At 70.1% G+C, this 12,615-nt stretch carries 13 protein-coding genes; 4 read left to right on the forward strand and 9 right to left on the reverse strand.

Annotation, left to right across the window (positions count from 1 at the left end):
* Positions 1 to 2: 2 nt before the first annotated feature.
* From OP79_RS41070 to OP79_RS41110, 9 genes are all read right to left on the reverse strand, one after another.
* A complete protein-coding gene (locus OP79_RS41070; protein WP_033328115.1) occupies positions 3 to 569 on the reverse strand; it encodes a hypothetical protein in 567 nt (188 codons plus the stop codon).
* Positions 566 to 2,245: a class I adenylate-forming enzyme family protein gene (locus OP79_RS41075; RefSeq protein WP_033328116.1), complete on the reverse strand. Its 1,680-nt coding sequence runs from the start codon at positions 2,243 to 2,245 to the stop codon at positions 566 to 568. Before OP79_RS41075 ends, OP79_RS41070 begins: the two co-directional genes overlap by 4 nt.
* A complete protein-coding gene (locus OP79_RS41080; protein ID WP_033328118.1) occupies positions 2,232 to 3,068 on the reverse strand; it encodes a hypothetical protein in 837 nt (278 codons plus the stop codon). Before OP79_RS41080 ends, OP79_RS41075 begins: the two co-directional genes overlap by 14 nt.
* Entirely contained in the window at positions 3,065 to 4,291 is a 1,227-nt protein-coding gene (locus tag OP79_RS41085) for a beta-ketoacyl-[acyl-carrier-protein] synthase family protein (RefSeq protein WP_033328119.1), read from the reverse strand. The genes OP79_RS41080 and OP79_RS41085 overlap by 4 nt, the downstream gene beginning before the upstream one ends.
* Complete coding sequence (locus tag OP79_RS41090; RefSeq protein ID WP_033328120.1) at positions 4,281 to 4,592, reverse strand: hypothetical protein; 312 nt, start codon at positions 4,590 to 4,592, stop codon at positions 4,281 to 4,283. The genes OP79_RS41085 and OP79_RS41090 overlap by 11 nt, the downstream gene beginning before the upstream one ends.
* Positions 4,589 to 4,864: an acyl carrier protein gene (locus OP79_RS41095; protein ID WP_245685624.1), complete on the reverse strand. Its 276-nt coding sequence runs from the start codon at positions 4,862 to 4,864 to the stop codon at positions 4,589 to 4,591. Before OP79_RS41095 ends, OP79_RS41090 begins: the two co-directional genes overlap by 4 nt.
* A gap of 290 nt (positions 4,865 to 5,154) precedes the next feature.
* A complete protein-coding gene (locus OP79_RS41100; protein ID WP_033328123.1) occupies positions 5,155 to 6,564 on the reverse strand; it encodes a class I adenylate-forming enzyme family protein in 1,410 nt (469 codons plus the stop codon).
* Complete coding sequence (locus OP79_RS41105) at positions 6,564 to 7,796, reverse strand: 3-dehydroquinate synthase II family protein (protein ID WP_033328124.1); 1,233 nt, start codon at positions 7,794 to 7,796, stop codon at positions 6,564 to 6,566. Before OP79_RS41105 ends, OP79_RS41100 begins: the two co-directional genes overlap by 1 nt.
* Positions 7,793 to 8,659 carry a 2-amino-3,7-dideoxy-D-threo-hept-6-ulosonate synthase gene (locus OP79_RS41110; protein WP_078492339.1) on the reverse strand — a complete coding sequence of 289 codons (867 nt, stop codon included), beginning with the start codon at positions 8,657 to 8,659 and terminating at the stop codon, positions 7,793 to 7,795. The genes OP79_RS41105 and OP79_RS41110 overlap by 4 nt, the downstream gene beginning before the upstream one ends.
* Before the next feature lie 586 nt (positions 8,660 to 9,245).
* On the opposite strand from OP79_RS41110, the gene OP79_RS41115 reads away from it, so the two are divergent.
* The 4 genes from OP79_RS41115 to OP79_RS41125 all read left to right on the forward strand — a co-directional run bounded on the left by OP79_RS41115 (position 9,246) and on the right by OP79_RS41125 (position 12,125).
* Positions 9,246 to 10,598, forward strand: a complete 1,353-nt coding sequence (locus OP79_RS41115) for an MFS transporter (protein ID WP_033328126.1) — start codon at positions 9,246 to 9,248, stop codon at positions 10,596 to 10,598.
* A gap of 51 nt (positions 10,599 to 10,649) precedes the next feature.
* Positions 10,650 to 10,829, forward strand: coding sequence for a DUF6191 domain-containing protein (locus OP79_RS41120; protein ID WP_033328127.1), 180 nt, complete (start codon positions 10,650 to 10,652; stop codon positions 10,827 to 10,829).
* A complete protein-coding gene (locus OP79_RS58145; RefSeq protein WP_281194014.1) occupies positions 10,826 to 10,960 on the forward strand; it encodes a hypothetical protein in 135 nt (44 codons plus the stop codon). Before OP79_RS41120 ends, OP79_RS58145 begins: the two co-directional genes overlap by 4 nt.
* 244 nt (positions 10,961 to 11,204) lie before the next feature.
* Positions 11,205 to 12,125 (forward strand): class I SAM-dependent methyltransferase, encoded by a 921-nt coding sequence (locus OP79_RS41125; RefSeq protein ID WP_033328129.1) that lies wholly within the window; start codon positions 11,205 to 11,207, stop codon positions 12,123 to 12,125.
* Positions 12,126 to 12,615 lie beyond the last annotated feature (490 nt).

Consider the following 12,615-nt stretch of genomic DNA (forward strand, 5'->3'; position numbering starts at 1 on the left):
GCTCAGCCCTCCCCGCCAGAAGCGACAGGAGTAGCGACGGGAGTGGCGACCCGCATCAGCAGGCGGCACGCCTTGTCGCCGTCCCGCAGACAGCTCTCGGCCCGGTTCTCCGTCAGGGTCACGCCGAGTCCCTCGGACCAGCCCTCGTGGATGTCGGTGCACGGGCACTGGTAGCCCTCCAGCGAACCGGACATCCGCACCATGGTGATGGCGAAGTTCCGCCGCAGCGTGAGCACGATCAGGTCGTCACCCTCCACCTCGGTGGAGGCGTTGCGCAGTTCCGGCGGGAACATGCGGTCCCCGCAGTCGTCGTAGCGGCGGCGCAGCTCCTCCAGGTCCTTGCCGCTGTCACCGGTGCCGGGGAGCGGGCCGCTCCGGCGTGCGACCTGCTGCGCGACCTTGAGGGCGACCTTGCGCATCGCCTCGGCGTTGATCTCGTTCGCGGCCTGCTGCCCGAACCGCGCGGCCACCCCCTGATACCAGTTGGCGTCGTGCTGCCACCACAGCCGGTACGCCTCCGACGCCCGGGCGCGGTGGTTGACTTCGCCGGCATCCGTTCCCGTACTCATGCGAGCTCCTTGGCGGCGAAGCGGTCGCGCATCACGCGTTTCAGAACCTTGCCGGTGGCGCCCTTGGCCACGTCGTCGGGCTTCATCGGCACGGCTCGGGTCACCGGGGGGAATCCGGCGCCTGACAGGACCGCGTTGACCCGCGCGGTCCACGCCTCGTTGTCGTCGTTGTCGTCGGCGCCGTCGTGCGTGAGCTGGAGGAGCGCGTACGCCTCGGCTTCTCCGTCGCCGTCCCAGTCGGCTCGTACACCGGCCGGGGCGACCCCGACGACGGTGCAGTCGGCCAGCTCGGGCAGCTCCCGCAGCAGCAGTTCCTCGGTGCGGGTGCTGAACAGGATTCCGTCGCGGGTCCGGATGGCGTCGGTAGCCCTGTCCAGGTGGTAGAAGTTGCCTTCCTCGTCCTGGTAGGCGAGGTCCCCGGGCAGCCAGTAGCCGCCCAGCCGCATCCGGTTCCAGGTCAGCGAGTCGTTCCAGTAACCGGGCGTGATCGTCGGCGACTTCAGGCCGAGGCGTCCGATCTCCCCGGGCGGCAGCGGGGTTCCGTCCTCGGCGAGCACGGCGGCCTCGGCGAAGCTGAACGGCTTGCCGATGCAGCGCGAGTACGCGGAGGTGTCCTTGGTGTGCCGGTTGTGGAAGATCGAGTGGCCGACCTCGGAGGAGCCGAGCCCGTCGATGAAGACGGAACCCTCGACCCGCCTGCGGCGCAGATCCCCGCCGTCCCTGCTGATCTGCTCGTGACCGCCGTGCCGCACCAGGGCCCGGATGTGCGCCTCGTGCGCCGCGTCGCCTGTGTTGAACCACACCTCGACGCTGGACAGGTCACGGGCCGCCAGGTCCTCCCCGGCCATCTCACCGAAGGTTCCGGCGAAGGCCAGTACCGTGCTCGGCCGGAACTCCTCGATGGCGTCGAGCACTTCGGTGCCGCGCTGGCTTGAGAGCAGCTTGATGTCCGCGCGCAGCAGCAGGCAGTACAGCAGAGTCGCGATGGAGGCGTTGTGCGGGCCCGGCAGCGCCACCAGGGTGCGCGCCATGTCGGCTCCGGTGGAGTAGCGCAGCCGGTGCACCTGCGAGTACATCAGCGTCCGGTGGGTGTGCGGCACTCCCTTGGGCATACCGGTGGTCCCGGAGGAGTGCGAGATGATCACCGGGTCGGTGGGGTCGTGCCGGTACGGGTACGACTGCGGCAACCGCTCGCGGAACTCCGGCCCGATCCCGTCGGCGGTCACGCAGAAGCCGAGCCCCGACTCCGGGCCCGACAGCACGGAGTGGTGCTCGGCGTCCGTGAACGCGCCCACCGCACCCTGACGGCGCACGTACTCGCGGGCGATCTCGGGGCGCAGGTTGCCGTTGACGAGCGACGGGATCGCGCCGAGAGACGTCAGGGCCAGGTAGTTCACCGCGTTCTCGGCACTGGAGTGGGAGTGCACGGCGACCGGGTCGCGGGGTGCCACGCCGTGGGCCGCGTACCAGCCCGCGTACGTCTCGACCACCTCGTGCAGCTGCCCGAGCGTCAGCACCTCGGGACGGCTGCCGTCCGGCGCCTGCCAGCTGCCGTCCGTCCGCAGCACGGGCTCGTCGAGCGGGCGGCCGTACGCCTTCAGGCGCTCCAGGATGTTGCCGGCGCCGAGTTCGGTGTCGGAGCAGATCCGTGCCCGCTCCTGCCTACTGATGAGCATGGTTCTCCGTCTCGTTCCTTGCCTCGGTGCCGGCGGTGAGCATGAATGCGGGCGACCGGGGCTCGGTCACCAGGAGGTGGCTGCCGCCGTCCCGGAGCAGTCGCCGGTGGGCGGCGGCCAGGTCGAACAGGCCCTGGATGCTTCCGGGATGCCCGGCCGCCCCTGTGTCGTCGGCGTCGAACGCCTCGGCCGACCGGACCGACACCGGTGCCTCGCTTCCGGGACGGCCCAGCAGCACTGCCGCCGCCAGGCCGGCGATCGCGGGCAGGTCCGGGACCGGGCGGCCGCTGTCGGCCAGTTCCCGGTATGCGGCGGCCAGACGCTCGCCGCCGCCCAGCTCCACGCCCAGCACCAGGACCCGGTCCAGCTCCGGGTCCTCCAGCAGCAGATCGGCCATGGCCAGCAGTTCGGCCACCGGGTCGTCGAGGGTGGAGAGGCTGAACGTCTGCCCGGTGATCCCGAACTCCTGGCTCGTATAGCCCAGTACGGCATTGGCGGTGGCCTGCATGAACAGCAGCGGGTTGTGGACCCGCCCGGAGACCATGCGCCGGCTGGCCAGGTCCGCCGTGGTGGTGTCCCCCATCAGGGTGGCCAGCGCCACGGCGGTACGTGCGCCGTCCCCGGGCCGTTCGGTCAGGCACTGCCTGCTGACCTCGTACGCCAGCGGGCTGAAGGCCGACTCCACGAAGCCGGGCAGCCTCGGCAGCGGGATGTCTGCGTTGGCCTCGGACTCGGACCGCCCGGTGCCGTGGGTCGCGGTGGCGGTCGCGAGGATGCCGAGGGGCGAGCGGAGTACCGTCTTCTCGATCTTCTCCGTCGTCATGGCCGCTCCAGCACGAGTGCGGTGTTGGCGCCCCCGAAGGCGGCGTTGATGGTGAGGGCCCGGCGCGGGTCGGCCTGGCGCGGCTGGTTCGGTACGTAGTCCAGGTCGCATTCGGGGTCCGGCCGGCCGTATCCGGCGGTCGGCGGCAGTACGCCGTCCATCAGGGCCAGCATCGTGATCACGAACTCCACGACACCCGCCGCCTCCAGGAGGTGGCCGGTGGTGCTCTTGGTGGAGCTGACCGGTATCGACTCGGCCCGCTCCGGGAAGGCGGCCCGCAGCCCGCGGGTCTCGGCACCGTCGTTGTACTTGGTGCCGGTGCCGTGGGCGTTGACATAGCCGAGGGTCGCGCCGTCCGGGTCGCCGGCGAGCCGCAGCGCCTGGCGTGCCGCGCGGGCCAGGCCGACTCCCTCCGGGTGCGGCTGGGCGATGTGGTGGGCGTCCGTGGCCGCACCCCAGCCCGCGATGGCCGTCAGCGGCCGGGCACCGCGGCGCCGGGCGTGCTCGGCGGACTCCAGCACGACGGCCGCCACCCCGTCACCAAGCAGCAGCCCGCTGCGGTCGGCGCTGAACGGGCGCACCATGCCGTCGCGGGACAGTGCCCGGCCGGAGTCGAACTTGCCGAAGGTCTCCTCCTCCACCAGGTATCCGCCCGCGCAGACCGCCGTATCGATCCGGCCGGAGGAGATCAGCCGGCACGCGTGGATGATCGCGGCGGCGGAGGCGACACAGGCGTTGGTGAAGGTGAGCCGCGGCCCGGTGAGCCCGAGGCCGCCGGCCAGCAACTCGGCGAGGTGCGCGGGCACGGCGTCGGCGTTCCGGCCCGTTGCGCCGTCCGGGCCGTCCGGGTCGCCTGGACCATCCGGGACGGGCTCTGGGGATGGGGACGGGGAGTCGGCGGCGGTTCGCCAATAGCGGGTGATGCTGGTGTGGTCCCCGGCGACGCCGAGCAGTACCGCCGCCTCCGTGCCCGGGCGCAGGCCGGCCATGTCGAGGGCTTCCGCGCCGCACTGGGCGAGCGCGTGCCGCAGCGCCCAGTCCTCGACCGCGTCGGGTCCGTCCGGGGCTGCGGCCGCCATCGGCGTACGGTACGGGCCGGTGTCGAACCTCGTGGTGGGTCCGAACGAGGGGACTCCCGCGAAGACCCCGCGCCGGAGGGCCTCGGCACCCGTACCGAACGCGGTGCGTACGCCGAATCCGGTCACCGTCACCTCACCGCTCATCGCGGCCGCCCCCCTCCGCCCGGTCCGTCTGGGCGGCGCGCAGAAACCCGGTGAGCCGCCGGAGCGAGGTCAGCCCGGCGATGTCCTCGTCGGTGGGCTCCACGACCAGGCCGTAGCGCTCCTCCACCACATGCAGCAGCCACACCAACCCGAGGGAGTCCAGGACCAGTTCGGCGTCCTCGCCGAGGTCGTCGGGCAGCCCCGGGAAGATCTTGCGGTCCGACAGCAACTCCCGGACGGTGTCGGTGGTGATGGCGGACAGCGAGGAGTCCGCGTCGCTCGCCGTGGCTCCCGCGCTCATGCCTTCGCACCGCGTCGGACGACCTCGGCGACGAGTCCGCCGAGGGTCAGGGAGGCCAGCGGCTCGATGTCGGTGTCCGGGATCTCCACGCCGAACCGCGACTCCAGCCGCAGGGTGAGCTCGATCAGGCTCAGTGAGTCCACATCCAGCCCGCCGACGGTCACCGGGCTCTCGTCCGTGATGCCGTCGCGGCTCGTCAGGATGTTCATCTCGTCGATGACAGAGGTCAGAACGAACTCGCGGATCTCGTCTTCCAAGGTTGACGTACTCATGATCAGAATCTCCATTGAACGGTTCAGGTGAGTGAGTTGAGCGCCCCGAAGGGGCGTGAGGCTGCGACGTAGGGCGGCTCCGCTGCGTGGGCGCGCCCCTTCATGCGGGCGCCAGGGGACGTGCCCTTAAGGGGCGCGGGGCTGTATTGATTTGCGGCTCCGCCGCGATGGGGGTCCCCCTGCTCTGGGGGTCCCCCCAGGCCCTTAAGGCACTGGGGGAGCAGCCGAGAGTGGGGGAGCGACCAGCCACAACGGACCCGCGGACAACAAACCACCGGCAGTACCCCTGCTCACCCAGCGGAGCGCAACGCATCCGCGTCGCGCACCAGCTTCCCGTTGGACGTGCGGGGCAAGGCCTCCAGGAGCCGGATCACCCGCGGCAGCTTGTAGTCGGCCAGCCGCTCCCGGCACCAACGCAGCAGCTCTTCGGCGGAGAGCTGCCCGTACCCGGCGGCCACCGCGACATACGCCTCGGTCATGCCCTCGTGGACCAGGACCGCCTGCTCGACCGCCGGGTGCTCGCGGATCACGTTCTCGACCTCGGTGAGGTCCACCTTGAGCCCGCCGATCACGACGACGGAGTCGGCGCGGCCGTGCAGCCGGACCGCTCCGGTGCCGTCCACCGTGGCCCGGTCGCGGGTGTGCAGCCAGCCGTCCGCGTACTGCGTACCGCCCGAGTCGAAGAGATACGGCGACTCGTCGAGGGCGACGTCCAGTTCGCCCTCGTGCTCCCGCAGCACCACACCCGGTGCGGCCCGGCCGACCGACCCTCGCAGCGTGCCGCCGACGTCGATGGCGACGATGCCGGTCTCCGTGGTCCCGTACGCCTCGCCGACCGCGACGCCGTACCGTTCGGCGAACCGTGCCGCGCTCTCCGGGGGCATCATCTCGCCGCCCGACACCGCGGTCCGCAGGTCGGGCAGTGCGGGGGGATCGACGGCGGCGGCGAGCAGTTCGTAGTGCATCGGCACACCGAAGAGGGCGGTGATCCGGTGGTCCACTGCGGTCCGCAGCAGGTCGCGGGCCGAGACCCGGGGTGCGAAGACCACACAGACACCGGCCGCCAGCGAGTACAGCAGCCCGCCGATCAGGCCGAAGCTGTGCGCCGTCGAACTGAGCAGCAGCAGCCGGTCGCCCTCGCCCGGCATGCCGGGGACCGCGGCGAACGCCTCCACCTCGGCGGCGAGCGAGCGGGCGGTCCTGCCGATCACCTTCGGCCGCCCGGTGGAGCCCGAGCTGAACTGGACCAGCCGGTGTCCGGTGGTGGCGGCCCGGCCGGTGCCGCGGTACTCGGTGACGACCTCGTACTCGGGCCGGAAACCGAACGTCGCCCGGACGTTGACACCGGCGCTGACCATGAACTGCGGCCGGCAGGACGCGCAGAGCGCCTCCACCTCGGCCGGTTTGAGCCGGAAGTCGAAGAGCAGCACCTGGGCACCCAGCCGCCACAGCGCGAGCAGCACCTCGACCTGGGTGAAGCTGGGCGGTGTCCGCAGGCCCACCGTGCTGCCAGGACCGATGCCGTATCCGGCGAACACCGCGGCCTGCTTGGCGACCCGTTCCCGCAACTCAGCCCGGGGGACGGTCTCCTGCTGATGCGTCAGATACGGCAGGCCGTCGTCCCGCGCGTCGAACAGCCGCTGGACGAAAGGACCCATCTCGTCGTCCGCGTCATCCACGAGGTCCACTGGCTCGCCCATCAGACCTCCTTGCAGAACTCGCCGATCGGCAGGCCCACATGGCGCTTGTCCTGGGCCAGATAGCCGAGCAGCTCGTCGCCGGTCTGCAGTTCGGTGACGTTGAGGACCTTCCCTCCCGGGCCGAGCACCCGTACGTGCCAGTCGTCCTGCACCGTCAGGCTGACCAGCTGTCCGTCCTCGGCGTGGGTGCGGATCTCGAGGAGCGGCCGGGATTCGAGTTTGGCCCGGCCGACCACGACCCGCCGGGTGCGGCCGTCGGCGCCGACCGCCAGCAGGGCCATCCCGGAGCCGACCTCGCTCAGGTAGCTGGTGCGGTTTTCGGGCCCCAGCGTGTACGAGTGCAGGGCACCGGCGTTGACCCGGAACGGCCTGGTCGGCATGTACGGCAGCGGATGGGTCTCGCTGCAGCAGAGCACGAACCCGGAGGAGTACGAGCCGACGAGGATGCCCTCGTCCTCATCGAAGTGCGAGCAGGTGTCCACGCAGACCCGGTCGCCGAGCCCGACGTGCCGGATGCTCTCCACGGTCAGCGTGGACAGCTCCAGCTGGGGTGTGGTGGCCTCCAGCAGCCGTGCCAGCGCGAACACCTCGTCGGCGCTGCGGGGCGCGTAGAGGATGCCGTCCGAGCCGCGCTCGAGAACGTCGAAGACGATCCCGGCCTCCTCCAGGTCGTCGACGACGGTCACCAGCTTGCCGTCGGCGGAGTCCGCTGCGGCGAGCACGATCTCCAGAGGGATCTTGGTCGGGTCGGCGAAGTGGATGACGGTGTACGGCAGCGCCACGGCGCCCGCGCACGACAGCTGCAGGGTGCGGTCGTCCCGTACGTCGATGAGGCCGACGACGGGCGTGCCACCGGCGGCACGGTTGTCGGCGGCGAGCGCGTCCAGCTCGTCCTGGGTGCTGAACCGCCGCAGCAGGACGTCGATTCCGGCTCCGGCCGGGGAGGTGGCGGCGGCTGAGGAAGTGGCGTCGACCGCGGACTTCGCCTCCTTGGCACCCTTGGCGTCCTTAGTGCCCCCGGTGCCCTGCACCTCCTTGTCGCCCGGCTTCTTCGCGGCGGCCGTGGCCGGACTCGCGGGGGCCAGCACCCGGGTGATGGTCGGGGGCAGCGTCCCGAGCAGCTCGGCATCGGTGGCCAGGACCCCGGCCATCCGGGTGTGGATGGCCGCGTCCACCACTGCCTGGAGCTGCGGCCGTGGGACTTCACGGAGATCGATCCACGCGAACCTCATACGACACCTGCTCCGATCGTCGAGTAATGAGTCATGCCCATGCCATTGGTCGTTCCGTCTGGACGCGTCGCCTGCCCGGTGTCCCCCGGCGTGGTGCCGTCCGCGCCGCGGCCGTGCACGACCGCGGCGAGCCCGGCCACCAGAGAGGCGGGTGAGGGGGCCGAGAAGATCCGGCGCCCGACGGCCAGCCCATGACAGCCGGAAGCCATCACCGCGGTGCCGTACTCGATGAGGTCGGAGCCGTCCGGCGGCCCTCCGGCCGCCAGAACGGGGATGGGGCTGTGGGCCACCACCTCGGCCATCCGCTCGAGCGGCAGGGCGACAGAGGTCTTCACCATGTCGGCACCCAGGTCCGCGGCGACATTGACCAGATGTGCGAGGAGGGCGGGATCGCGCGGGTTCTCGATCCGGGGGCCCCGCGGGTAGATCATCGCGATCAGCGGCATGCCCCAGTCATCGCAGGAGCGGGCCACCGCCCCCAGATCCGCGAGCTGTTGGCCCTCGGTGTCCGAGCCGATGTTCACATGCACGCTGACCGCGTCCGCGCCGAGCCGCAGCGCCTCCTCGACGTCGCCGACCAGCACCTTGGCATCGACATCGGCGGAGCAGGCGGTGCTGGCGCTCAAGTGCACCACCAGCGCGCAGCTCCTTAGGACCTCCGGCGCGAGGGCACGGGCACGTCCTTTGTGGACGATGATCCCGTCGGCCCCGCCGGCCACCAGCGCCCGCAACAGATCGTCCCATTGGCCGGCGGGGACGAGCGGGCCGTCCGACACGCTGTGGTCGAGCGGGACGAACAGGTATCGGTCATCACCCGCCAACGACAGTCTTCGTAGACGCAATGACTTGCCAGTTTTCAGCATGGATAATGCGCCTTCCCAGCCCAAAGGCTGCATGGCAAAGGTCCGGCAGCGGCTTCGATTGAACACTTCGGAAAGTCGAACAGCATCATCCCGTTTGGGGTCCAGGTGTCCGAAAAACGAGGGTCGTAGAACTTTCAAGTTCGATCCCGCGTAAGCATTCATGGGCGATCTCCGGTTGGCAAGACGCGATAACCGATGAATTTCTATTCCGTCACTCGCATTAATATTGATAGGGAATTGACAGGAATGACAGGGTTGACGGCGTCGAGGTGTGGTGATTGTGGGGGTTTTGTGCAGTAAATCACCAGAAGGTGGGTGCAGTGTGCTGCATATGCACCGATGCGACTTCTCCCTGCCCGCAGCCGCATCGAGGCCCTATTTGTTGGTGCCACGTGTCAACGAGTTCTTATTCTTTCGTGGATCCCGGCGACCTTGTTCGGTAAATCGGACGAGGCGGCAACCTTGTTGAAATTGAATTCCCGGGATTAGGGTGACAGGCGCACTCCGGTTCGTGTTACATGCGAGGCCGTCCCCCACCTGGACCCGGATCGTTCCCCTGCTCCGGGCCTACCGGAAGTGATCCCCCATGTCTGATTCGACTTCCAAGACCGTTCCCGAGACCGCCGGCCCCAGACCGGCCACGGCACCATCGGCGGCAGCGAAGGGCCAGTCGTCGCGGGTCGCCGTCGCGAGCCTGGTCGGCACCACGATCGAGTACTACGACTTCGCCGTGTACGGCACCGCCGCCGCGCTCGTCCTCGGACCCGCCTTCTTCCCCTCCGGCAATGCCACCGCTTCCTCCCTGGCCGCGTTCCTCACGTTCGCCGCGGCCTTCCTCTCCCGCCCCCTCGGCGTCGTACTGTTCGGGACGATCGGTGACCGGCTGGGCCGCCGACGGGCCCTGGTCATCTCGCTGTTGCTGATGGGTGTGGCGACGGTCGGCGTCGGACTGCTGCCGACGTACGAGTCCGCCGGACTCCTCGCTCCTGTACTGCTGGTGACGCTCCGTCTGCTGCAGGGCGTGAGCATGGGCGGTGAGTGGGGCGGGGCGGTGCTGCTCGCCGCGGAGCACGCGCCGCCCGGGCGCCGCGCGCTGTACGCAGCCATCCCGAATGTCGGCCCGTCGCTCGGCTTCCTGCTGTCCACCGCTGTCATCCTGCCCACCCTCAACATCGCGGGCCAGGACGGCTTCGCGGACGGCGCCTGGCGGATCCCGTTCCTGCTCAGCATCGTGCTCTTCGTGATCGGCCTGTGGGTGCGGTCGACGGTCTCCGAGTCACCTGTGTTCAGCTCGGCGGCCGGCCGTACGGCACCCGCACCTGTGTCCCGTTTTCCGCTCGGTACGCTCCTCAAGCAGCACCCCGGCCGGCTGCTGCTCGGCACCGGCGCGGCGATCGGCGGCTCGGCCGTCTACTACCTGACGATCGTCTACAGCCTGTCGTACGGGCCGCAGTCACTCGGCATCCCCCGGAACACGATGCTGACCGCAGCGAGCATCGGCGCGGCGGCCGGAATCGCCGTCACCCTCCCGGTCGCCAGACTGGCCGACCGGATCGGCCGCCGCCCCGTGATGCTCACCGGAGCCATCGGCAGTGTGGTGTGGGCCGTGCCGATGTACGCCTCGCTGAGTTCACGCAACGCCCTGGTGATCACCGGCGCCTACACCGTCGGACTCATGCTGCTGGCGCTGATGTTCTCCCCCATGGCGGCCTTCCTCGCCGAACTCTTCCCCGCCCGCCTGCGCTACACCGGAGCCTCCGCCACCTTCATCCTCGCCAACACCCTCGGTGGCGGCTTCGCCCCGAGCATCGCCACCTGGCTGAACAGCCACTGGGACTCCCCGCTCGTCCTCGGCTTCTACACCGGCGGGCTCTGCCTGCTGAGTCTCCTGTGCCTGCTCGCCCTGCCGGAGACCCGCGACGACGAGTTCGATTCCTGACGGGTCGTATGCCTGCCGTCCACCACTCGATCCAGCGCCGAGATCTTCGCCTTGCGGCACCAACCCGCCGTACTGCAGCGCGACGAGGTCGGCGACGGCACCCCGCCGCGGACGCGCATCGACCTGGACAAGGGCATCGCCGACGTCGTCCTGCCCGGCGAGGGCGGGACTCCCGGTCCTCGGCCGACCGCCGAGGACCGGTCGGACGCCGAGGAAAATCCCTCCCGGTGACGCCGTCGCAGACGCTCTACCTCCTCCTGGACCTGGCCCTGATCCTCGGCCTGGCGCGTGTACTGGGGGTGGCCGCGCGGGCGTTGGGCCAGCCGGCGGTAGGTCTCAAAAAACGCCGTCCCGGACGGTGATTCCACCCTGCCGACCTGATGCGGTAACCCCCTTGTGGCCCGAAGGCCACTCCCGCTTTTCCTGGCCCGGACGCCGTCGTTTGCTGTGCTTGATCTGTGGATGTTCTACGTTCTACTGTCCTTCGAACGCAGCACCCCACCGTGCCCGCCCGCTCCACCGTCGTACGGGGAAAGGCGTGCACACCCTTCTGTTCCCCCCACATGTACGCGGTACTTCTCCTCTACCTGTGAGGGACACAGAGCCATGCGAGGGTTATTCACCACCAAGACCGCCAGGCGCACCCTGCGTCCGGTCGCCGACCTCATCGATCAGCGCATCGAGCGCCAGATACGCCGCGCCATCGGGGACGGCTCCGACGGCGGACTGCAGCGCGAGCTGACGGCGCTGCGCCAGCGCCAGCACCCCATCGAGCTGCTGTTCAACGGGACAGGGCGCGGTGTGTCGCGACTCCCTGCCGAGGTCCATCTCAAGCGCGCCATCGACGAGTTGGCGCAGATGACCGGGGACAGCGACGGCGCGGAGCGCAATATCGCCCAGTCGTTCCGGTTGCTCATCGCCCTGGAGGCGCTCGGAGTCGGCCGGATCGCCGGCGGCACCATGAACATCTGCGGCAAGCTCTCCGCCGTACCGCTGCTCGACCCGCCGAACGACGAGATCCTGGAGATCGGCACCCTGTACGGAATGTTCGGCGCGGCCCTGATCCGGATGATGGAGCGCGCGGGCCGCGACCCGAGCCTGACGATCGTCGACCCGCTCGCCGGCCTGCAGCTCCAGCCCGGCACCACCGAGCGGGACGACCCGACGGGCGCCCCCGTGCGCGGGGCCGCGGTGCGCACCAATCTGGCCCTGGCGGGCACCGCCGGAGCCGCGGCCCGCATCCAGCAGGGCTTCTCCGAGGACCTCGAGGTGCGCGCCCTGGTCTCCGACCGTTCCTACGGAGTGATCATCATCGACGGCGACCACTCCGCCCCCGGCGTCCTCGCGGATCTGGCGTGGGCCGAGCAGATCGTCGCGCCCGGCGGCATCGTCGTACTCGACGACTTCGGGCACCCCAAGTGGCCCGGTATCAAAGAGGCCTACGAGAAGCACATGGCCACGGACACCCGGCTGACGTTCCTCGGTCAGGTGGCGAACTCGGGCTATCTGCGCGCGGCGCGGGTGTGAAGAACCGGGACGCCTCAGGCTGACGAGGGTCGCCGTGTGACTTTCGAGCAGCACGCGGTCCCGGCCGTCGCCCGCCGGTTCGCGACCTGCCCGTAACGCCGAGAGGCGTGGCTCCGCAAGGAGTCCGGAGCCGTCAGTTGCCCGCCCACCGCTTGAGCTGGATAAGCCCCTGTGTGCGGCGGGCCGTCCTGTGCGAGGACACGCACAGGACGGCCCGCCGGTCACGCGGCAGCCGGGGTCGTTGCGGTCCGGTTCGGTCGGATGTCGGGTAGGGACCGGCGGATGCGGGGCAGGAGCGCCGGGCTCCGCATGGCGTATGCCGCTCGGGGTGGCGTACCTCTTGACTTCATCCCGGTTCCCGCGTCACATTCCTGACTCTGCATCAGAAACAGGGCGCCGGGGCCCCTCGTGTTCCCGGGCAGCACAGCACGGCCTCCCTTTCCCTGACCAGACTGGAGAGACCTGCCATGTCCACCCACGCCGATCCCGT

It is taken from the genome of Streptomyces yerevanensis, assembly GCF_000716805.1.
Taxonomy (GTDB): Bacteria; Actinomycetota; Actinomycetes; order Streptomycetales; family Streptomycetaceae; genus Streptomyces; species Streptomyces flaveus.